The sequence below is a fragment of the Neisseria oralis genome (assembly GCF_045062685.1).
GTDB classification, from domain to species: Bacteria; Pseudomonadota; Gammaproteobacteria; order Burkholderiales; family Neisseriaceae; genus Neisseria; species Neisseria oralis.
Map to the genome: position 1 here is coordinate 24,268 of NZ_JBJGEB010000004.1, position 20,925 is coordinate 45,192.

At 54.0% G+C, this 20,925-nt stretch carries 17 protein-coding genes; 5 read left to right on the forward strand and 12 right to left on the reverse strand.

Annotation, left to right across the window (positions count from 1 at the left end; genetic code table 11):
* The first annotated feature begins 73 nt into the window (after positions 1–73).
* Together edd and ACI43T_RS04750 are read left to right on the forward strand one after the other, a co-directional pair.
* Positions 74–1,906 (forward strand): phosphogluconate dehydratase, encoded by a 1,833-nt coding sequence (gene edd, locus ACI43T_RS04745; RefSeq protein ID WP_377080235.1) that lies wholly within the window; start codon positions 74–76, stop codon positions 1,904–1,906.
* A gap of 218 nt (positions 1,907–2,124) precedes the next feature.
* A complete protein-coding gene (locus tag ACI43T_RS04750; protein ID WP_377080237.1) occupies positions 2,125–2,763 on the forward strand; it encodes a bifunctional 4-hydroxy-2-oxoglutarate aldolase/2-dehydro-3-deoxy-phosphogluconate aldolase in 639 nt (212 codons plus the stop codon).
* 215 nt (positions 2,764–2,978) lie between these two features.
* Here ACI43T_RS04750 and ACI43T_RS04755 read toward each other — a convergent pair whose 3' ends face one another.
* The 4 genes from ACI43T_RS04755 to ACI43T_RS04770 all read right to left on the reverse strand — a co-directional run bounded on the left by ACI43T_RS04755 (position 2,979) and on the right by ACI43T_RS04770 (position 8,472).
* Positions 2,979–3,653, reverse strand: coding sequence for a formate dehydrogenase subunit gamma (locus ACI43T_RS04755; RefSeq protein ID WP_009173840.1), 675 nt, complete (start codon positions 3,651–3,653; stop codon positions 2,979–2,981).
* Positions 3,653–4,573, reverse strand: a complete 921-nt coding sequence (gene fdxH, locus ACI43T_RS04760; protein WP_009173841.1) for a formate dehydrogenase subunit beta — start codon at positions 4,571–4,573, stop codon at positions 3,653–3,655. The genes ACI43T_RS04755 and fdxH overlap by 1 nt, the downstream gene beginning before the upstream one ends.
* Before the next feature lie 10 nt (positions 4,574–4,583).
* Positions 4,584–7,637 carry a formate dehydrogenase-N subunit alpha gene (gene fdnG / locus ACI43T_RS04765; protein WP_405385689.1) on the reverse strand — a complete coding sequence of 1,018 codons (3,054 nt, stop codon included), beginning with the start codon at positions 7,635–7,637 and terminating at the stop codon, positions 4,584–4,586.
* Positions 7,638–7,947: 310 nt separating this feature from the next.
* Complete coding sequence (locus ACI43T_RS04770) at positions 7,948–8,472, reverse strand: thioredoxin family protein (protein WP_293276746.1); 525 nt, start codon at positions 8,470–8,472, stop codon at positions 7,948–7,950.
* A 228-nt stretch (positions 8,473–8,700) separates the two neighbouring features.
* Between ACI43T_RS04770 and ACI43T_RS04775 the strand changes: the two genes are divergently transcribed.
* Positions 8,701–10,122, forward strand: coding sequence for a surface lipoprotein assembly modifier (locus ACI43T_RS04775; protein WP_405385690.1), 1,422 nt, complete (start codon positions 8,701–8,703; stop codon positions 10,120–10,122).
* 74 nt (positions 10,123–10,196) lie between these two features.
* Here the strand turns inward: ACI43T_RS04775 and argF are convergent, their stop codons facing one another.
* The 8 genes from argF to ACI43T_RS04815 all read right to left on the reverse strand — a co-directional run bounded on the left by argF (position 10,197) and on the right by ACI43T_RS04815 (position 16,702).
* Positions 10,197–11,192 carry an ornithine carbamoyltransferase gene (gene argF, locus ACI43T_RS04780; RefSeq protein WP_405385691.1) on the reverse strand — a complete coding sequence of 332 codons (996 nt, stop codon included), beginning with the start codon at positions 11,190–11,192 and terminating at the stop codon, positions 10,197–10,199.
* Positions 11,193–11,309: 117 nt separating this feature from the next.
* Positions 11,310–12,065 carry a methylated-DNA--[protein]-cysteine S-methyltransferase gene (locus ACI43T_RS04785; RefSeq protein ID WP_405385692.1) on the reverse strand — a complete coding sequence of 252 codons (756 nt, stop codon included), beginning with the start codon at positions 12,063–12,065 and terminating at the stop codon, positions 11,310–11,312.
* Positions 12,066–12,173: 108 nt separating this feature from the next.
* Positions 12,174–12,524, reverse strand: a complete 351-nt coding sequence (locus tag ACI43T_RS04790; RefSeq protein WP_293276739.1) for a VOC family protein — start codon at positions 12,522–12,524, stop codon at positions 12,174–12,176.
* A 225-nt stretch (positions 12,525–12,749) separates the two neighbouring features.
* Positions 12,750–13,895 (reverse strand): succinyl-diaminopimelate desuccinylase, encoded by a 1,146-nt coding sequence (gene dapE, locus ACI43T_RS04795; protein ID WP_405385825.1) that lies wholly within the window; start codon positions 13,893–13,895, stop codon positions 12,750–12,752.
* Between the two features lie 85 nt (positions 13,896–13,980).
* Positions 13,981–14,601, reverse strand: coding sequence for an HI_0552 family protein (locus ACI43T_RS04800; protein WP_405385693.1), 621 nt, complete (start codon positions 14,599–14,601; stop codon positions 13,981–13,983).
* A 119-nt stretch (positions 14,602–14,720) separates the two neighbouring features.
* On the reverse strand, positions 14,721–15,230 hold the full coding sequence (locus tag ACI43T_RS04805; RefSeq protein ID WP_405385694.1) for a hemerythrin domain-containing protein: 510 nt from the start codon (positions 15,228–15,230) through the stop codon (positions 14,721–14,723).
* Between the two features lie 110 nt (positions 15,231–15,340).
* A complete protein-coding gene (azu, locus tag ACI43T_RS04810) occupies positions 15,341–15,925 on the reverse strand; it encodes an azurin (RefSeq protein WP_405385695.1) in 585 nt (194 codons plus the stop codon).
* Positions 15,926–16,276: 351 nt separating this feature from the next.
* Positions 16,277–16,702, reverse strand: a complete 426-nt coding sequence (locus tag ACI43T_RS04815; RefSeq protein WP_405385696.1) for a DciA family protein — start codon at positions 16,700–16,702, stop codon at positions 16,277–16,279.
* A 172-nt stretch (positions 16,703–16,874) separates the two neighbouring features.
* Between ACI43T_RS04815 and secA the strand changes: the two genes are divergently transcribed.
* Positions 16,875–19,628 (forward strand): preprotein translocase subunit SecA, encoded by a 2,754-nt coding sequence (secA, locus tag ACI43T_RS04820; RefSeq protein WP_405385697.1) that lies wholly within the window; start codon positions 16,875–16,877, stop codon positions 19,626–19,628.
* A gap of 108 nt (positions 19,629–19,736) precedes the next feature.
* The gene (gene aroC, locus ACI43T_RS04825) at positions 19,737–20,849 is read left to right on the forward strand and encodes a chorismate synthase (RefSeq protein ID WP_405385698.1); all 1,113 of its coding nucleotides are present in this window, start codon (positions 19,737–19,739) and stop codon (positions 20,847–20,849) included.
* Positions 20,850–20,925: the final 76 nt, after the last annotated feature.

Below are 20,925 nucleotides of genomic sequence, written 5' to 3' on the forward strand. Positions count from 1 at the left end.
ACAGCACAACATACTATAATCAGGCCGTCTGCAACACGCAGACACACCACCTACCAAAAAGGCAAACCACAATATGACCACTCCTATCCACCCCAAGCTCGCCGAAATCACCGAGCGCATCATCGAACGCAGCCGTCCGACCCGCGAAAAATATCTGGCGAAAATCCGCAGCGCCAAACAAATGGGACGGCTGGAGCGCAACCAGCTCGGTTGCAGCAACTTGGCGCACGGCTACGCCTCCATGCCCAAAAGCATCAAAATCGAAATGCTTCAGGACACCGTTCCCAACTTAGGCATCATCACTGCCTACAACGACATGGTTTCCGCACACCAGCCGTTTAAAGACTTCCCCGACCAAATTAAAGACGAAGCGCAGAAAAACGGCGCGACCGCGCAAGTTGCCGGCGGTACGCCCGCTATGTGCGACGGTATCACGCAAGGCTATGCCGGTATGGAATTGTCGCTGTTCTCCCGCGACGTGATTGCCATGAGCACCGCCGTCGGCCTGTCGCACCAAATGTTCGACGGCAGCCTGTTTATGGGCGTGTGCGACAAAATCGTGCCGGGTCTGATGATAGGCGCGCTTTCGTTCGGTCATATTCCCGGCATCTTCGTCCCCGCAGGCCCGATGTCCAGCGGTATCGGCAATAAAGAAAAAGCCCGCACCCGCCAGCTTTTCGCCGAAGGCAAAGTCGGCCGCGATGCCTTACTCGAAAGCGAAATGGGTTCTTACCACAGCCCAGGTACCTGCACTTTCTACGGTACGGCAAACTCCAACCAAATGATGATGGAAATGATGGGTGTACACCTGCCCGCCGCCGCTTTCGTCCACCCTTATACCGACCTGCGCGAAGCCCTGACCCGCTACGCTGCCGGACACCTCGCGCGCGGCATCAAAAACGGCACCATCAAACCCTTGGGTGAAATGTTGACCGAAAAATCCTTCATCAACGCCCTGATTGGCCTGATGGCAACCGGCGGCTCGACCAACCACACCATGCACCTCGTTGCCATGGCGCGCGCCGCAGGTGTGATTTTGAACTGGGACGACTTTGACGAAATTTCTTCCATCATCCCGCTGCTCATCCGCGTGTACCCCAACGGCAAAGCCGACGTGAACCACTTTACCGCAGCGGGCGGCCTGCCTTTCGTCATCCGCGAATTGCTGGACGCAGGCTTGTTGCACGACGATGTCGATACCGTCGTCGGACACGGTATGCGCCACTACACCAAAGAACCTTTCCTCATCGACGGCAAACTCGAATGGCGCGAAGCCCCCGAAACCAGCGGCAACGACGACATCCTGCGTAAAGCCGACAACCCGTTCTCCCCGGACGGCGGCCTGCGCCTGATGAAAGGCAACATCGGACGCGGCGTGATTAAAGTGTCCGCCGTGCGCGAAGGCTGCCGCATCATCGAAGCACCCGCCATTGTGTTCAACGACCAACGCGAAGTGTTGGCTGCGTTTGAGCGAGGCGAGTTGGAACGCGATTTTGTGTGTGTTGTCCGCTACCAAGGCCCGCGCGCCAACGGTATGCCCGAGCTGCACAAACTGACCCCGCCTTTGGGCATCCTGCAAGACCGCGGCTTCAAAGTGGCACTGCTGACCGACGGCCGTATGTCCGGCGCATCCGGCAAAGTGCCCGCGTCCATCCACATGACGCCCGAAGCCCTGATGGGTGGCAACATCGCCAAAATCCGTACCGGCGACCTAATCCGCTTCGACTCCGTTACCGGCGAACTCAACGTCCTGATTAACGAGGCCGAATGGAACGCCCGCGAAGTCGAACACATTGATTTGAGCGCGAACCAACAAGGCTGCGGCCGCGAACTCTTCGCCAACTTCCGCAGCATGACCAGCAGCGCAGAAACCGGCGCCATGAGTTTCGGCGGCGAATTTGCCTGATGTACGTTTCAGACGACCTTTGTGAACGGAAGGTCGTCTGAAAAATTATTAAAGCGGTTTAAGATAGACGTATGTTGGATTCTCAAATCCGACGTTATCAGGGCATTTGTCGGATACGGGTATCCGAATACAGCCACAAAAGGTCGTCTGAAAACTTAACTCCCCATCCCGTTTGACCGCAGCAAAAAACAACACCCCATTCCACCTGGAGAACCGAAATGTCCAAACTGACCCCCCGCGAAATCCTGACTGCCGGCGCAGTTGTGCCGGTAATGGCGATTGACGACTTGAGTACCGCCGTCGATTTGTCCCACGCCCTTGTCGAAGGCGGTATCCCCACCCTCGAAATCACCCTGCGCACCCCCGTCGGCCTCGACGCCATCCGCCTGATTGCCAAAGAAGTGCCCAACGCCATCGTCGGCGCAGGTACGGTTACCAACCCCGAACAGCTCCAAGCCGTCGAAGACGCAGGCGCGGTTTTCGCCATCAGCCCGGGCCTGCACGAATCCCTCGCCAAAGCCAGCCACAACAGCGGCATCCCACTGATTCCCGGCGTTGCCACTCCGGGCGAAGTCCAACTGGCTTTGGAACACGGCATCGATACCCTCAAACTCTTCCCCGCCGAAGTCGTCGGCGGCAAAGCCATGCTCAAAGCACTCTACGGCCCTTATGCCGACGTGCGCTTCTGCCCGACCGGTGGCATCAGCCTCGCCACCGCACCCGATTACTTGGCACTGCCCAACGTCTTGTGCGTCGGCGGCTCATGGCTGACCCCGAAAGAAGCCGTGAAAAACAAAGACTGGGATACCATCACCCGCCTTGCCAAAGAAGCGGCGGCATTGAAAGCCAAAGCGTAATTCAAGGCAATAAAAGGCCGTCTGAAAACGTTATTGCGATGTTTTCAGACGGCCTTTCAGAATTTAGAAAAGATGTTTTTGGAAGCCCTGACAGAAACGGACAAACCTTCCATCGTTTTCACCGGCTTGACTGCGCGACATAAAAAGGCCGTCTGAAAAAGCGGAATCCGATTTTTCAGACGGCCTCAAAACATCAATGAGGTTTTCCGTTCGATTTACGGTTTCTCCGCCTCACCATCGATACCTCCGTTGCCGGTGTTTTCCTCGTGTGCCTTGTTTTTGGCAATCATTTCACGATACCAGCGCGGATGGTGTTTCTTCGCCCATGCCTGCGTAACCACACCTTCAACCATCGCGCGGATGGTGCCGTTAATCCAGATGGCGGCATAAGCGTGAACGATAATGCCCGCAATCAGAATGGTCGCCGCCCATGCGTGCGCCAGCAAAGCAAGGCGGATAACGGGAATCGGAAAATATTGCGCAAAATACGGGCGCCATGCGATAACGCCGGTGGCAATCAAAACCAGCATACAGGCGGTCATCAGCCAAAACATGCCTTTTTGGCCGCCGTTGTACTTGCCGACGTCGCCCACTTCATAGCCTTTCAATACTTTCAATACCGAAGTCATCCACTTCACGTCTTCTTTGTCGATAAAGTTATGATGCCAGTAACGCAGGAATTGGCGGGCAAAGCCGAGAAACATCACGACGCCGATAATCGGATGTATCATGCGCGCCAGTTGGGGCGTACCGAAAATACCGGTCAGCCAGAAAAAGGCGGGGTAGAAAAACGCCAATCCCGAAACCGCCAGCAGGACGAAACAAATAGCGACAACCCAGTGGTTGATGCGTTCGGGGCGGGTATAGCGCTGAATCAGTTTTTCTTTCATTATGCATCCTCCTCACGCGGCAGGGTTTTACCGTCTTTGCCGATAACTTCCGGCTCCTCTCCGTCTTCGACCGCACGGTTCGGACCGACGGTAATGTAGTGGAAATAGCCGGCCAGCGTTGCGGCGGCAATACCGAAAGTCGCCAGCGGTTTCAAAAAGCCTTTCCACAGTTTGACTGTTTTGCTGATGCTCGGATTCTCAGGCAGGCCGTGATACAGGCCGGGCTTGTCGGCATGGTGCAACACATACATCACATGGGTACCGCCAACGCCCTGAGGATCGTACAGACCGGCATTCTTATAGCCGCGTCTGTTCAAATCTTCGACACGTTCCTGCGCCACGGCCTTCATGTCTTCTTTAGAACCGAACTGAATCGCTCCGGTCGGACAAGTCTTCACGCAGGCCGGCTCTTGACCGACGGCGACACGGTCGGAACACAACGTGCATTTGTAAGCGCGGTTGTCTTCCTTGTTGAGGCGCGGAATATTGAACGGACAGCCTGCGATGCAGTATCCGCAGCCAATACAGTTTTCCTGATGGAAATCAACAATACCGTTCTGATACTGGATAATCGCCCCTGGCGACGGACAAGCTTTCAGACAGCCCGGGTCGGCGCAGTGCATACAACCGTCTTTGCGGATGAGCCATTCCAGCTTGCCGTTTTCCTCGGTTTCGGAAAACCGCATAACCGTCCAACTTTTCGCCGTCAGGTCGATGGGATTGTCGTATACGCCGTGATTGGTGCCGATTTCGTCGCGGATGTCGTTCCATTCCGAACAGGCCACTTGACAGGCCTTGCAGCCGATGCAGCTACTGACGTCGATGAGTTTCGCCACTTCAATCGGTTTGCGCACGCCAGGCGGCGGGGTAACGGCCGAGGTGGCGGAACGGCGCTTGATGTCCAAAGATTGTAATGCCATGTTCCGCTCCTTATGCTTTTTCGATGTTTACCAGAAAAGTTTTATACTCGGGGGTTTGGGTATTGCAGTCGCCCACAAACGGCGTCAGGCCGTTGACGATAAATTGTTTGCTTCCTGCAATGTTTTCCCAACCACCGTGGAGCGGGATACCGATTTGGTGTACGGTTCTGCCGTGAATCTGCAACGGCTTCACACGCTTGGTTACGACGGCTTTGGCCTTGATGTAGGCCCGTTGCGAACTGACCTTCACCCAATCGCCTTTTTCGATACCTTTTTCTTTCGCCAACTCTTCACTGATTTCGACAAACTGTTCCGGCTGGGCAATCATCAGCAGCCTGACCGATTTGGTCCAGAACTGGAAATGCTCGGTCAGACGGTAAGTCGTGCCCACATAAGGGAATTTCTCGTGCGTGCCGATTCGCTCCTTCACACTGTCGAAAAGGCGTATGGCCGGAGACTGCACCACTTTCGGATGCAGCGGGTTGGTGCCGATGGGCGACTCCAGCGGTTCGTAATGTTCGGGGAACGGACCGTCCACCAATTTGCGCGCGGCAAACAGGCGGCCTACACCCTCTTCGTTCATGATAAAAGGATTCATACCTGAACCGGGTGCGGCATCGGCTTTAAAGTCGGCCACATCCGCTCCGCCCCATTTTTTGCCGTCCCATTTAATCAGTACCCGGTCAGGATTCCACGGCCTGCCTTCCGGATTGCACGAGGCGCGGTTGTAAAGGATGCGACGGTTGGCTGGCCATGCCCAAGCCCATTTCGGGGTGTTGCCCAAACCGGAATCGGTATTGTCGCGGCGGTCCATCTGGTTGCCGGCCTGTGTCCATGAACCGGAGAAAATCCAAGTGGCGCATTCGGTCGTACCGTCGTCGCGCAGTTGGGAGAAACCGTCGAGCAGCTCGCCTTTTTTACGGATGATGTTGCCGTCTGAATCAGTCAAATCGGCCAGTGCGTAACCGTTGGATTCTTTGGCCATTTCTTCGGGTGTCGGCGCATTCGGGTTTTTATAGTGCCAAGCCAGCTTGGTAATCGGTTCGGGAGCGGTACCGCCCTCTTTTTCATACATTTCTTTGAGCATCATGTGCAGTTCGCCCAAGATGTCCAAATCGGGCAGCGCCTCGCCGGGTGGTTCCGCTCCCGGGTGGTGCCATTGCAGCCAGCGTGAAGAGTTCACGATCGAACCCGCTTCTTCGGCGAAACACGGCGTCGGCAGACGGAAAACTTCGGTTTGGATTTTCGACGGATCCACATTGTGCGCTTCGCCGTGGTTTTCCCAGAAAGAAGCGGTTTCGGTTTTCAACGGGTCCATCACCACCATGAACTTCAGTTTTGAAAACGCCTCGGTAACGCGGCCGGCGTCGGGAAACGAACCCTGCGCGTTAAAGCCCTGCACCAGCAAGCCGTTGACCTTGCCCTGATACATCAGTTCGATAAGTTGCAAGATGTCGTACATCTTGTCCCATTTCGGCAGCCAGTCGTAGCCCCAGTTGTTTTCCTTGGTGGCGTTTTCGCCGTACATCCATTTCAGGAAGCTGACGAAAAAAGCCGGCGTGTTGCCCCAATAGTTCAACTGGTTGGGCTGTAAAGGCTTCGGCGTGTTTTTGGCGATATAGTCTTGGAAGGTCGGATGGTTAAATTCGTTGGGCAGGTTCAGATAGCCCGGCAACGAGGTGGAAAGCAGCCCCAAATCGGACAAACCTTGAATGTTGGAGTGCCCGCGCAAGGCGTTGACGCCGCCGCCCGACATGCCGATATTGCCCAACAGCAATTGAACCATCGCCATAGTGCGGATAATCTGGCTGCCGGTGGTGTGCTGGGTCCAGCCCAGTGCGTAGAGAATCGTACCCGCTTTATCCGGCGCAGCCATTTCGCCCCATGCTTCGGCCACTTTCAAAAAGTCTTCCTTGCTGGTGCCGCAGATGGTGTTCATAACGTCCAGCGTATAGCGGGAATAATGTTTTTTCAGTAATTGGAAAACGCAGCGCGGGTGTTGCAGGGTCAGGTCGGTTTTGGCATAGCCGTTTTCGTCCAACTCGTAATACCAGGTTTCGTTGTCGTATTTTTTCCGGCCTTCGTCGTAACCGCTGAACATACCGTCGTCAAAATCAAATCCTTCGGACACGATAAAACCCGCATTGGTATAGGCTTTAACGTATTCCCACTGGATTTTGTCGTTTTCGATGAGCCAGTTGATTAACGCGCCCAGAAACGCGATGTCGCTGCCCGAACGGATGGGTGCATAGAAATCGGCCACGGAAGCAGTGCGGTTGAAACGGGGGTCGACCACAAAAAGTTTGGTGCCTTTTTTCTTTTTGGCTTCGATAACCCATTTGAAACCGACAGGGTGCGCTTCGGCAGCATTGCCGCCCATGACCATGATGAAGTCGGCATGTTGAATATCCACAAAAGTATTAGTCATCGCGCCGCGGCCGAAAGTCGAGGCCAGCGCCGACACGGTCGGGCCGTGGCACACGCGTGCCTGCGCGTCAGTCGCCACGATACCCAGCGAACGCATCCATTTTTGCGTCAGAATACCGGTTTCGTTGGAAGAGGCCGAGGCGGTCAGCATACCGAGGGATGGCAGGCGGTGGACGGGCGTACCGTTTTCGTTTTGCACAATCAGATTGGCATCTCTTTCGGCTTTGATGTATTTGGCGATGCGGGTCAGCGCGTCGTGCCAAGAGATGCGTTTCCACTCGTTGGTAAACGGTTCGCGCACTTCCGGATAATGCACGCGGTTCGGACTGTGTACGAAATCCAACAATGACGCGCCTTTGGGGCACAGCGAACCGCGGCTGACCGGATGGTCGGGGTCGCCTTCGATATGGAAAATCACCTTTTTGGCGTTTTTCGCCCCGTCGCCCATGCTGTAGAGAATCGTACCGCAGCCCACCGAACAATAAGTACAGTTGTTGCGCGTCTCAGTTGCGCGGGAAAGTTTGTATTGCCGCACTTCGGCCCACGCATTTTCGGGCATGACGCCCATTACCGCCAAACCGGTCGCTCCTGCGCCGGCGGCGGTTACCTTGAAAAACTGCCGTCTCGATACGTTCATATTGTGTTCCTGCTCTTCTTCATCCGCCGTTTTCAGACGGCCTTTTTTTGATTTCTAATTCTAAATCATATCAACATGATAGTTCTTTAGTATTACCCTATTATTGAGGATTGCATTCATGCGGTAAATTTTAAGACATACGCACTTCATAGTCTAACTTTATTTAATCTAGTTTTTAATTGATTTTTATTATTAATATCCTACTTATTTACTCAAGATTAACATCGAAACAAAAGGCCGTCTGAAACCGCACCGCCGGAATGAAATCTTCCGGCCATGCCTTTCAGACGGCCTCTGAGTAAGATAAAAGTTATAACTTATTCAAAGCCAGCCATTTTTCCAAATCGGCCGCGCTGATGCTGCCGCCGTTGTCTTCCAAATCCAGCTTGTTCACCTGCCGTCCTTTGGAATATTTCGCCAATACGGGCGTACCGCTCAGTTTGTACTGCTGCCGGAACGCCATCCATGCTTCTTTGTCCTGATGCAGGCGGTGCACGTTGACAAAATAGATTTTGCTGCCCAGGCGGTGTTTTTCGATGTAACGCTTGAACATCGGTTCGAATGCGTTGCAGTCGCCGCAACTGGGGCGGCCGATGTAGGCATAGAAAGTATCCCCCGCTGCCACTTTCGCTTTGAAGTTCGCCACCGTCAGGCTGTTTAACTCGAAATAAATGTCCGAATAAGTGTCTTCCAGCCGCTTGGTGTTTTCAGCCGACAGCTTCACTGCCGTCTGCGCCTCTGTGAGCCGGTTTTTCAGCATTTCCGTTTCATTGCCCGCACTGCTGCATGCCGCCACGGCCAATGCCGCCGCTACCGCCGTCCAAGTTTTTTTCATCACAGCCTCCGTTTCGGTTAACAGGTTGAATATTTTTTATTTTACTGCCGCCACACATTCCGTTTCAATCGGAAAACATACTTAAAAGGCCGTCTGAAACGGGATTTCAGACGGCCTTTTAAGCCAAATCAAAGAATAACCTTCCGTAATATCCGCTATAATTTCCGGGCCGTCTGAAATCCCGTTTCAGACGGCCTAAAAACGACACATTACCGCCTTACTTAAAATATGAACAAACTTCCCCTGCTTCTGCTGCCGCTCTCCCTCGCGGCCTTTGCCGACGTCCCGCCCGTGCGCGTGCCCGCACCGGTTTTCTTCGACGAACACCCGGGCGACAAAATACCCTCTTCCGAAGAACTCGCCGGACAAGACGAACCCGCGCCCGCCGCCGTTTCAGACGGCCTCAGTCCGGGCAGTGCCTTGGAGGAACGAATCAACCGCGCCATCATCCGGCAGGATTGGGACGCTTTGACGGACTTGTTGGCACAATACCGCACCCGTCCCGACCGCGACCAAATCCTGTACGATTACGCACTGGGCGCGCTGCGCCGTTCGCAATTGCGTCATGACGAAGCGGTGGCGCTCTATCGCGGCATCGTGCTGCGGCAGCCCGATTTGGCGTATCCGCGTTTCGATTTGGGCGTGATGTTGTTTGAAAACAAACAATACCGCGAAGCGGCGGCGGAGCTGGAACGCGCCAAGCCGGATTTGCAACCCGACATGCAACAGCTCGCCGACCATTACCTGAAAGCCGTTAAAGACGCACAAAGCTGGCAACCCGAAGCCTCGCTGCAATATGAGGCGACGGATAATGTCAACAGTGCTTCCGCTACCGAAATCATCGAATGGGGCGGGCGGCAGTGGCACAAAACCGCCGACAGCCTGCCGCAAAGCGCGCACGGCTTCCGCTACGGCTTGGGCCTGTCGCGCGAAATCAATCTGGGCGGCCATCATTTCGCCTACGGCAACCTCAGCGGCGACGGCGTACATTACTGGGACAATCGGGAATTTAACGAACAAAGCGTCAACTTGGCGGCGGGCTACAAAAACCGCTCGATAACGCGCTCGTTCGGCATCGTGCCGTTTGCGGAACAAAACTGGCTCGGCGGCAGCCGCTACAACCGCTCGTTCGGTGTCCATGCCGACTTCTCCCGCCGTCTGAACGCCCGATGGCGCGTGATGCTGAATGCGGGATACGTCCGAAAACACTACCAGGACCACCGCATGGCGGCACGTTACGACGCAGGCATGCCGCTGGCGGGCGCCATGCTGTTGTATACCGCGCCGAAAAACTGGCTGTTTTACGGCGGTGCGGACTGGTCGCACGACATCACCAAGGAGGCGGAACAGGCATCGGTACGCAAAGGCGTCCGGCTGGGTATGGTAAAGTTTTTTTCAGACGGCCTCGGCCTGCGTGCAAACCTGCGCTACACCCGCCGCACATTCGACGCGCCCGGAGAGCTGGTTTACCGCTTTATCCGCAAAGACCGCGAATATCAGGCCAATGCCTCAATCTGGCACGACAAAATCGCATGGAAAGGTTTGGTACCGCACCTGAATATGCGCTATCTGCGAACCGACAGCAATATGAGCGGCTTTTACTCGCGCCGGAACATGCAATGGTTTGTCAGCGTGGAAAAGCAGTTTTGAAAACCACTAACACTAAATAAAACAAAAAGGCCGTCTGAAAACAGATTTTCAGACGGCCTGATACCTTCGCACAATCAATCCCCCAGCGCCGCCACCATCACCGCTTTAATCGTGTGCAGCCGGTTTTCCGCTTGGTCGAACACGATGCTGGCAGGGCTTTCGAATACTTCCTCCGTTACTTCCACGCCGTTTAAGCCGAAGGTTTCGTAAATCCATTCGCCGACTTTGGTTTCGCGGTTGTGGAAGGCGGGCAGGCAGTGCATGAATTTGACCTGCAAGTTGCCCGATGCCGCCATCAGCTCGGGAGTAACGCGGTAATCTTTCAACAAATCAATGCGTTCCTGCCACGCTTCTTTCGGCTCACCCATGCTGACCCACACGTCGGTATGGATAAAATCTACACCTTTGACGGCTTCTTCCGCATTTTCGGTCAGCAAGATTTTTCCGCCAGTTTCTTCGGCGACGGCGCGTGCGCTGGCGACGATGTTTTCAGACGGCCACAAGGTTTTCGGTGCGCCGATACGCACGTCCATACCGAGCTTCGCGCCCAACACCAGCAGCGAATTTGCCATGTTGTAACGCGCGTCGCCGACGTAGGCAAACGCGGTTTGGTTCAAGGGTTTGCCGCTGTGTTCTCGCATGGTCAGCGCGTCGGCGAGCATTTGGGTGGGGTGGAACTCGTTGGTCAGACCGTTGAACACGGGCACGCCGGCGTATTTCGCCAATTCTTCGACCACGTCCTGCCCGAAGCCGCGATATTCGATGCCGTCGTACATCCTGCCCAACACGCGGGCGGTGTCTTTGATACTTTCCTTATGCCCGATTTGGCTGGCGGACGGCTCCAGATAAGTGACCCCCGCCCCTTGGTCGCGCGCGGCAACTTCAAACGCGCAGCGGGTGCGGGTCGATGTTTTTTCAAAAATCAGGGCGATGTTCTTCCCTTTCATCCGCTGCACTTCGCGCCCTGCCTTTTTGGCGGCTTTCAACTCGGCGGCAAGGTCGAGGTAGGCGGTGATTTCTTCGGTCGTAAAGTCTAAAAGTTTCAGGAAATGGCGGTTTTTCAGGTTCATATTCGTATTTCTCCTTTCCGGCAGTTCGGGCATTGATGAGCAATCTGCCGCTGCTCTATTTTAGTCAGGTCGGATTTTCAAATCCGATAATTTTAATCGGTGTTGTCTACCTCAAAATCAAAACAAGGTCGTCTGAACTTCGCCGCGTTCCAAAGCAAGCAGCGACTGTTTGCGGTTCAGGCCGCCCGCGTAGCCGGTCAGCTTGCCGTCGCTGCCGATAACGCGGTGGCAGGGAATCAGGATGGACACTTTGTTCTGCCCGTTGGCGGCGGCAACGGCGCGGACGGCTTTGGGATTACCCAAACGCTGCGCCTGCTCCTTGTAGCTGCGCGTTTCGCCGTAAGGAATCGCCAAGAGCGCATCCCATGCCTGCTTTTGAAATTCAGTACCGATCTGCTCCAAAGGCGTGGCAAAGGTTTTCAGACGACCCTTGAAGTATAAGTCCAATTCCTGCCGCAGAAGTTGCGTTCGCTCATCTTCCCGAAACACAAACCGTCCGCGCAAGGCTTTTTGGACGGCGGTAATTTCCTGTTCCATATGCTTCTGCCCGACAAATTCCAGCAAACACAACCCTTTGCCACCGAACACCGCCAGCATCTCGCCCAAAGGCGTGGCAATGGCGGCGGCGGTTAATTCGTTTGAGCTGTCAGGATAATGCGCTTCCAACAAACGGATGGCGCGGCGGATGCGGACATATTCTTCAGGCGCGCAACCGATACGGTCGATAAAATCCTGCTCGAACTGCTTGGCTTCGTGTTCTGTAAAACGTTCATGCAGCAGGGCTTCGAGGTCGTCTGAAAAGTCTGTTTCCAGTCGCTCGCGGATTTCATTCCATTTTGAAGGAAGGTCGTTCAAAGAAGGTAGGGTAATCATAGGTATAGATCTATTTACAATAAAGGGAGGCATGACCCTCCCTGTTATAACAATTTATCGGCTTCTTTGCCAATACTACAGCTCGCCCCGTTTTCATTTCATAGATTTTTATTCCCGATAATCTACAAACCCCAACCGATTACCCGACGGATCGATAAATTCCACAGCCCATCCGGTACGAATGCGGAAAGGTTCGCTTAGAAAACGGATATTCCTACCCTGTAACGCCGCATATTTTGCCTGCACATCTTCCACTTCAATCCACACGGTAGGCGTCATATCGGGAAACTTTTTCCGCTCTTTGAGAATGATGGCGGCTTCTTCGTCGCCTACCTGAAAAGCAACCATGCCGTTTTCGGAAAAGTCGAATTTAACGGGCAAATCCAGCACTTCTTGGTAAAAGCGGCAACTGGCAGCAAGATCGTCTGCGGGAAAGAAAAAATTATCGTACTTCATCATTTTTCTCCTTATCAACGAGTTGGTATCACAATATCACTTAAGAAAATTGAATGGAATGCCCTATCAATAAAAAGACTTAATAAAAATCTACCTTCCTGAAAATGTGTACCGGTATCCATCACCATTCTTATTATGATAAAGAATTGATTGAACCGTCGTAGGATGTTCCTTAAGGTATTGCCTCAAGGATGCCGATTTTGGCGGAGCAATACCCTTCTGCCGTTTTCAGACGGCCTTTTCAACCAACAACCGCGCCAATATCCCCTCATACACCGCCGACAGCTTCGGAATGTCGTCCAGCAGCACGTTTTCATTAATTTGGTGGATGGTGGCATTGGACGGGCCTAATTCAATAAGTTCTTTCGCAATGGCTTTAATGAAGCGTCCGTCCGAAGTGCCGCCGGTGGTGGACAATTCGGTCTCTATGCCGCAGGTTTCGGCAATGGCTTCGCGTGCCACGTCGGTCAGTTTGCCCGCGTGGGTCAGGAAGGGCTGCCCCGAACACGACCACTGTAAATCGTATTGCACTCCGTGTTTGTCCAAAATGGCGTGGACGCGTTGCTTCAGCCCTGCTTCGGTGGACTCGGTGGAGAAGCGGAAATTGAATTTGACGTTCAGCTCGCCCGGTATGACATTGGTCGCGCCTGTGCCGCCGTTGATATTGGAAATCTGGAAACTGGTCGGCGGGAAGTATTCGTCACCTTCGTCCCAGACTTCCTGCGTCAGCTCTAACAAGGCCGGGGCAAAAGTATGCACGGGATTGATTGCCAAATGCGGATAGGCGATATGGCCTTGCTTGCCTTTGACGGTCAGGTTGCCTGACAGCGAACCGCGTCGGCCGTTTTTAATCATATCGCCCAATTTGTCCACGGCGGTCGGTTCGCCGACGATGCAATAGTCGATAAGCTCGTCGCGCGCTTTCAATACATCGACGACTTTGGTCGTGCCGTCCAGCGCGTCGCCCTCTTCGTCGGAAGTAATCAGGAGCGCAATGCTGCCTTGGTGGTCGGGATGCTCGGCAACAAAGCGTTCGCAGGCGGTAACGAAACAGGCGATGCTGGTTTTCATATCCGCCGCGCCGCGCCCGTATAATCTTCCGTCGCGCTCGGTCGGCTCGAACGGGGGCGAATCCCATTTTTCGACAGGACCCGTCGGCACGACGTCGGTATGCCCTGCAAAACAGACGACAGGAGCCTGCGTGCCGCGTCGCAACCAGATGTTTTTGGTGTCACCGAAATGGAGTTCTTCAGCCGCAAAACCGATTTTGTGCAGGCGTTCGGCGAGCAGTTTTTGGCAATCTCGGTCGTCGGGGGTAACGGACGGGCGGGAAATCAACGCTTTGGCGAGTTCTAGGGATTGGGTTTCGGTCATTTTGTTCACTTTGGAAATCAGGTCGTCTGAAATGTTCTCAATCTGATTTTCAGACGACCTTCGGGTTAGGTTGATATGTTCTGAATCATTTGCCATGACAGGCTTCATAAAGCGGCAGCAAATCTTCCACCGTTTCGACTATCCATTTTGCTACATCCTGTTTGCCCAAATCGTCGCGTTCGATGTGTTTGCCGATGCAGAAAAAGTCTTCGTCGTTTTGCAACTTTCGGTCTGATTCGCTTTGTTGTGTGACGGTGCGGTAGTCGTCATATTCGCTTTCCGCGCCATGCCACATATCGAATGCGGCGTATTTTTCGGTATCGAAATCATCCAGCCAACGGTTGTATTCCGGCAGCGCAATCGGTGATACGTCGGCTTTGTAACAGTGCCAGTCCAAGCTGACGCTCAGGCGGCGGCGGTTGAGCAGTATCGACAGGATGGCGGCGGAGTTTTTGTATTGGGCGTATTTGAAGTAGGCGAAGAAATGGGCGCGCACCTGCCAGCCGTTACACCAGCGTTCGATATGCGGCGGGGCGAAAGGTTCGCCCAAATCTGCGGCGACCTGCTGTATCAACTGCTGCCATATCTGCCAGTTTTCCTTGTAGTCGGCTTTGATTTGCGGAATGCTTTCGGGCTGATATTTTTTGAGTTGGGCAAACTGGAAAAACGGGATATTGAACAAATCGCAGCTTTTTGGCGTCAGCATGGTTTGCTTCCTTTTCAGACGACATGGTCGTGTTAAGGGGGATACTGAGGCCGTCTGAAACTCTGTTTTCAAGTTTTCAGACGACCTTTGTTTGAAGAAACGGCAATCTGTAAACGGCCTTATCTGCGTCGGCGCGCCGCCATAATTTCACCGATTTCGGTCAGTTTCTCTTTGGGGATAAACGTTTTGCCCATGTCAAACAAGGGTTCTTCAATCGCCAGATGCACATCGTAACCTACCACAAAGCGTTTGAACGCTTCCGCATCGGGGATATAGGCGTTGTCTGCTTCGAGTTTGGCAAATTCGGCAGCCACGGCATCCCAGTTGCCATGCAGGCTCACATGCTGGCGCAAAAGCTCGTCCACGCTTTCTTGGGCTTGCGGCGCGTATTGCAGCAGGAGCGGGAAGAAGTTTTCTTCTTCGTCTTCATGGTGCAGCGGGGCGGCAACGTTGAAATACTGCGCGATTTGGCGGATGGTTTGCAAAACAATCTGATTGCAGCCGTTTTCGGCAATATAGTCCGACAGCATGGCGACCTGGCCGCAGAAACGGCGCACTTTGCCGTGGCAGGCATACAGCATTTCAATCGGTTCGGCAAAGGTAACGCTTTTGGTTTCAAACGGATTCATGTTGGCGTGTTCTCAAATGGTTTTCAGACGGCCTATATTCTACTCCGACTGCTCCGCCATACAGATAAAAAACAGCCTGCACGCGGGCAGGCTGTTTGATTGTCGGCGATTTAGTCAACCAAGGTAACGGTACCATTCATCAAAGCACCGTGTCCGGGGAATGAGCAGTAGAATTTGTAGCTGCCGTCGGCCAGTTTGGCAGGATCAACGGTTACGGAAGCCTCTTCGCCGCCGCCGATCAATTTAGTATGACCAACGATACGGGCATCACCGGCTTTTACATAGTCGGCATCGGCACCGGCAGTAGCGCCGTCTTTCAATACGCCATCCATGTCTTCCACTTTAGAAATCACGATATTGTGACCCATGCCTGATTTGGGCTGGGTACCGGTGTGTTTCAGGGTGATGGTGAATTCTTTACAAGCTTTGCTGACTTGGATGTCTTTAGTGTTGAACTGCATGTTATCGTTGGATTCAACGGTAGTCGCGCAGTTGCCCGCCGCAGGTGCGGCAGCCGTAGATGCTGCTTCGGAAGCAGGTGCGTCGGCAGGAGGCGTGCTTTCTGCAGGAGCAGGTGCGGCTTCGGAAGCAGCAGATGCAGTCGGAGCAGAGGCTTCGGCAGGTTTTGAAGCTTCTTGCGAACAAGCAGACAAGCCGATGACGGCAGCAGAAATTAGAGCTAAATAGGCTTTCATTTGGATATCTCCTAGTTTGGAACTTTCTTAAGGTTTTATGGAAAATTGTTTTTTAAAGACATATATCTAGGAAATCCTGATAATTCATTCACAAAACAGGATTCTATGGAAACCATGCAACGGATTGTCAGGAAGTCCTGTAAAGTCTAGTCGCGGAGTATGCGACTTTATTTTCAGGCAAACTTTGATTTAAGTCAAAAAATTCCAGATAGCTTACAGTTGTTTACAAAAGAGAATTAGTTTTATTTGTCGGACATGAATATTACTTATTTTATTAACTCATATTAACAATATGTACTTCTCACCCTTGCAAGATACAGCTTCCGCCTGTCCGTACCATTCCATCACCTGTTATTTAACTTTATGTTTTTCAGCTAATCTTTCCAACACATCCGCCAATTCCGGATGCCTCTCACGCACCCTGTCCGCCGTTTTTCCGAGATTCTCCAGTGCAGTTTCACTCAAATGCAGGCTGTTGACTTTTTCACGTTCGGGTATTTTCGGCACGGTTTTTACAGCGACGGCTTCAATATCCCCCCTGAATTTTCGCAGTTGCGGCAATAGCGCGGGCAAAATCATTTTCAACCTTGAAGCAGCCATACTGTTCGCCGCCAGCAATACCAGCCTCCCTCCTTCCACACAGGCCGTCTGAAAATGCGGACGCAGGTTGGCCGGCATAATCCGTTTGACCTCTCCATCCAGCTTCCGCCATTGTTGCGATTGCCGCAACAGGCTTTCAAGCTGCCTGTCGCGTTTACTCAGTTGCTCTAAATTCATATTTCAGACGGCCTTTGGTTTTTGATTGTTTATCTGGAAAAATACCGGAAGATATTGAAATATAGTAAATCAGCCATCATTTCCGACGGGCATCATCACTTTAAAGGGCTGCCTGTGTTAGAATCAGTGCTTCGCCTTCTTCAAATTATATCAGGCGCAGGAACCAATATTCATGCTTACAAACATTGCTAAGAAAATCTTCGGCAGCCGCAACGACCGTCTGCTGAAACAGTATCGTAAATCCGTCGCCAAAATCAACGCGCTTGAATCCGAAATGCAGGCGTTGAGCGACGAATCCCTCCAAGCTAAAACCGCCGAATTCAAACAACGCCTCGCCGACGGACAGACTCTGGACGACATTTTGGTCGAAGCCTTTGCCGTTTGCCGCGAAGCATCCCGCCGCGTACTCGGTATGCGCCACTTCGACGTACAGCTTATCGGCGGTATGGTGCTGCACGACGGCAAAATCGCCGAGATGCGCACCGGCGAAGGAAAAACCTTGGTCGCCACCCTTGCCGTTTATCTCAACGCCCTGTCCGGCAAAGGCGTGCACGTCGTTACCGTCAACGACTATCTTGCCTCGCGCGACGCTGGCATCATGGCGCCGCTCTACAACTTCCTCGGCTTAACCGTCGGCGTCATCATCGCCGATATGCAGCCGTTTGACCGTCAAAACGCCTACGGTGCCGACATTACCTACGGTACCAATAACGAATTCGGTTTCGACTACCTGCGCGACAATATGGTAACCGACCAATACGACAAAGTTCAGCGCGAATTGAATTTTGCCGTAGTGGACGAAGTAGACTCCATTCTGATCGACGAGGCGCGTACCCCGCTGATTATCTCCGGCCAGGCCGACGACAACGTGCAGCTCTACCAGATTATGGATGCCATCCCCGCCCAACTTGTCCGCCAAGAAACCGAAGAAGGCGAAGGCGATTATTGGGTGGACGAAAAAGCCCATCAGGTCATCCTGAGCGAGGCCGGCCACGAACACGCCGAGCAAATCCTGACCCAAATGGGGCTGCTGCAAGAAAACGACTCCCTTTATTCCGCAGCCAACATCGCCCTGATGCACCACCTCATGGCAGCATTGCGCGCGCACTCGCTGTTCCACAAAGACCAACACTACGTTATCCAAGACGGCGAAATCGTCATCGTTGACGAATTTACAGGCCGTCTGATGTCCGGCCGCCGCTGGTCCGAAGGCCTGCACCAAGCCGTCGAAGCCAAAGAAGGCGTGGAAATCAAACGCGAAAACCAAACCCTCGCCTCCATCACCTTCCAAAACTACTTCCGCCTGTACACCAAGCTCTCCGGTATGACCGGTACCGCCGATACCGAAGCCTTCGAGTTCCAAAGCATCTACAACCTCGAAACCGTCATCATCCCGACCAACCGCCCCGTACAGCGTAAAGACTTCAACGACCAAATTTTCCGTTCCGCCGAAGAAAAATTCGAGGCCGTCGTCAAAGACATCCAAGAATGCCACAAACGCGGACAACCCGTCCTCGTCGGTACCACCAGCATCGAAAACTCCGAACTCGTGTCCAAGCTGCTGCATCAGGCAGGCCTGCCGCACAACGTCCTCAACGCCAAAGAACACGAACGCGAAGCCCTGATTGTCGCCCAAGCCGGTAAAGTCGGCGCCATCACTGTGGCCACCAATATGGCGGGGCGCGGTACCGACATCGTGCTCGGCGGCAGCCTCAAACATCAAATCGACGCCATCCGTGCCGACGAAACCCTGAGCGACGAAGAAAAACAAGCGCAGATTTCCGCCCTCGAAAACGGCTGGCAGGCAGAACACGACAGAGTCGTCGCCGCAGGCGGCCTGCATATCGTCGGCACCGAACGCCACGAAAGCCGCCGTATCGACAACCAATTGCGCGGGCGTGCAGGCCGCCAAGGCGATCCCGGCTCCAGCCGCTTCTACCTCTCGTTTGAAGACCCGCTGCTGCGCCTCTTCGCACTCGACCGCGCCGCCGCCATCCTCAACCGCCTTGCTCCCGAACGGGGCGTCGCCATCGAACACGGCCTGTTGACCCGCCAGATTGAAGGTGCGCAACGCAAAGTCGAAGGCCGCAATTTCGACATGCGCAAACAAGTATTGGAATACGACGACGTTGCCAACGACCAACGCAAAGTCATCTACCACCAGCGCAACGAAATCCTGAACAACCAAGACGTCAGCGATCTGACTAAAGGTATCCGCGAAGAAGTCATCAGCGATTTGGTCGATTTGCACATACCGCCCGACAGCATGGAAGAGCAATGGGACATTCCCGCACTGGAACACCAGCTTGAGGCGGAATTCCGCCTGTCGGCAGACATCCGGTCATGGCTGGAAGCAGACAACACCCTTGACGGCCAAGACATCAAAGAGCGTCTGATTGACCGCATCGAAACCGAATACGCCGAAAAAACCGAGCTGGTCGGCAAAAAACCGATGGCTGATTTCGAACGCAACGTCATGTTGCAAGTCATTGACACACAATGGCGCGAGCACCTGGCCGCAATGGATTACCTGCGCCAAGGCATCCACCTGCGCAGCTATGCCCAGAAAAACCCGAAACAGGAATACAAGCGCGAAGCCTTCGCCATGTTCGAAAACCTGTGGCGCGGCATCAAGCAGAATATTGCCTCACTGCTGGCATCGGTACAAATCGAGCGCAATACCGTTCCGGAGGAAATGGAAGAACGCACGCCCACCGACATACACGCCACGCACTCCGGCGCACCGGATATGGAAGAATTGCTCGGCGAATCGCAGACCGATTTGGTTACCGAAGCCTTCGATCCGACCGGCAACGATTTCAGTTTGGACACACTGGCCGAAGAAGGCAGAATCGTACACCGCAACGAACTGTGCCCGTGCGGCAGCGGCTTAAAATACAAACAATGCCACGGCAAATTAAACTGACCTTATATTTAAGACATTAGGATACGAGAGGCCGTCTGAAACAAGATTTTCAGACGGCCTTTATGTTAAAATCCCCTCCGATTCAAACATTTCCCAATCAGGTACGCAATGGCAGGCAACACTTTCGGACAACTCTTCACCGTTACCACCTTCGGCGAAAGCCACGGCGCAGGTTTGGGCTGCATCATCGACGGCTGCCCGCCCGGACTGGCCTTAACCGAATCAGACATCCAAGCCGACCTCGACCGGCGCAAACCCGGCACCAGCCGCCACGTTACCCAACGCCGCGAAGCCGACCAAGTCGAAATCCTCTCCGGCGTCTTCGAAGGCAAAACCACCGGCACACCCATCGCCCTCTTAATCCGCAATACCGACCAACGCAGCAAAGACTACGGCAACATCGCCGCCAGCTTCCGTCCCGGCCACGCCGACTATACCTATTGGCACAAATACGGCACGCGCGACTATCGCGGCGGCGGCAGAAGCTCCGCCCGAGAAACCGCCGCCCGCGTTGCCGCCGGAGCCGTCGCCAAAAAATGGCTGAAAGAAAAATTCGGCACGGAAATCACCGCCTACGTGACCCAAGTCGGCGAAAAAGAAATTCAGTTTGAAGGTTACGAACACATTTCCCAAAATCCCTTCTTCGCCGCCAACCAAAGCCAAATCACCGAGCTGGAAAACTATATGGACAGCGTACGCAAATCCTTGGATTCCGTCGGCGCAAAACTGCATATCGAAGCGGCCAACGTCCCCGTCGGCTTGGGCGAACCCGTTTTCGACCGCCTCGATGCCGAAATCGCCTACGCCATGATGGGCATCAATGCCGTCAAAGGCGTGGAAATCGGCGCGGGCTTCGGCAGCGTCGTCCAGCGCGGCAGCGAACACGGCGACGAACTCACCCCGCAAGGCTTCCTGTCCAACCACTCAGGCGGCATCCTCGGCGGCATCAGCACCGGACAAGACATTCACGTCAACATCGCCATCAAACCCACCAGTTCCATCGCCACCCCGCGCCGCAGCATCGACATCAACAGCAACCCCGTCGAACTCGCCACCCACGGCAGACACGACCCCTGCGTCGGCCTGCGCGCCGCCCCCATCGCCGAAGCCATGCTCGCGCTGGTACTCATCGACCACGCCCTGCGCCATCGCGCACAAAATGCCGACGTAGCCGTTGATACGCCCGACATCGCCCGTGCAGGCAAAGCCCGCCGCCCCTAAAAAATTTAGCCAAAACATCCGCTTTATACTACAATGGCGGAAATTTGCCGTAAAAAATCCACGGATTCGTTACACA

Excerpts from the sequence above, each read along its gene's own strand:
- edd (WP_377080235.1), top strand. The coding sequence starts at position 74 with ATGACCACTCCTATCCACCCCAAGCTCGCCGAAATCACCGAGCGCATC.
- ACI43T_RS04750 (WP_377080237.1), top strand. The coding sequence starts at position 2,125 with ATGTCCAAACTGACCCCCCGCGAAATCCTGACTGCCGGCGCAGTTGTG.
- ACI43T_RS04755 (WP_009173840.1), bottom strand. The coding sequence starts at position 3,653 with ATGAAAGAAAAACTGATTCAGCGCTATACCCGCCCCGAACGCATCAAC.
- fdxH (WP_009173841.1), bottom strand. The coding sequence starts at position 4,573 with ATGGCATTACAATCTTTGGACATCAAGCGCCGTTCCGCCACCTCGGCC.
- fdnG (WP_405385689.1), bottom strand. The coding sequence starts at position 7,637 with ATGAACGTATCGAGACGGCAGTTTTTCAAGGTAACCGCCGCCGGCGCA.
- ACI43T_RS04770 (WP_293276746.1), bottom strand. The coding sequence starts at position 8,472 with ATGAAAAAAACTTGGACGGCGGTAGCGGCGGCATTGGCCGTGGCGGCA.
- ACI43T_RS04775 (WP_405385690.1), top strand. The coding sequence starts at position 8,701 with ATGAACAAACTTCCCCTGCTTCTGCTGCCGCTCTCCCTCGCGGCCTTT.
- argF (WP_405385691.1), bottom strand. The coding sequence starts at position 11,192 with ATGAACCTGAAAAACCGCCATTTCCTGAAACTTTTAGACTTTACGACC.
- ACI43T_RS04785 (WP_405385692.1), bottom strand. The coding sequence starts at position 12,065 with ATGATTACCCTACCTTCTTTGAACGACCTTCCTTCAAAATGGAATGAA.
- ACI43T_RS04790 (WP_293276739.1), bottom strand. The coding sequence starts at position 12,524 with ATGATGAAGTACGATAATTTTTTCTTTCCCGCAGACGATCTTGCTGCC.
- dapE (WP_405385825.1), bottom strand. The coding sequence starts at position 13,895 with ATGACCGAAACCCAATCCCTAGAACTCGCCAAAGCGTTGATTTCCCGC.
- ACI43T_RS04800 (WP_405385693.1), bottom strand. The coding sequence starts at position 14,601 with ATGCTGACGCCAAAAAGCTGCGATTTGTTCAATATCCCGTTTTTCCAG.
- ACI43T_RS04805 (WP_405385694.1), bottom strand. The coding sequence starts at position 15,230 with ATGAATCCGTTTGAAACCAAAAGCGTTACCTTTGCCGAACCGATTGAA.
- azu (WP_405385695.1), bottom strand. The coding sequence starts at position 15,925 with ATGAAAGCCTATTTAGCTCTAATTTCTGCTGCCGTCATCGGCTTGTCT.
- ACI43T_RS04815 (WP_405385696.1), bottom strand. The coding sequence starts at position 16,702 with ATGAATTTAGAGCAACTGAGTAAACGCGACAGGCAGCTTGAAAGCCTG.
- secA (WP_405385697.1), top strand. The coding sequence starts at position 16,875 with ATGCTTACAAACATTGCTAAGAAAATCTTCGGCAGCCGCAACGACCGT.
- aroC (WP_405385698.1), top strand. The coding sequence starts at position 19,737 with ATGGCAGGCAACACTTTCGGACAACTCTTCACCGTTACCACCTTCGGC.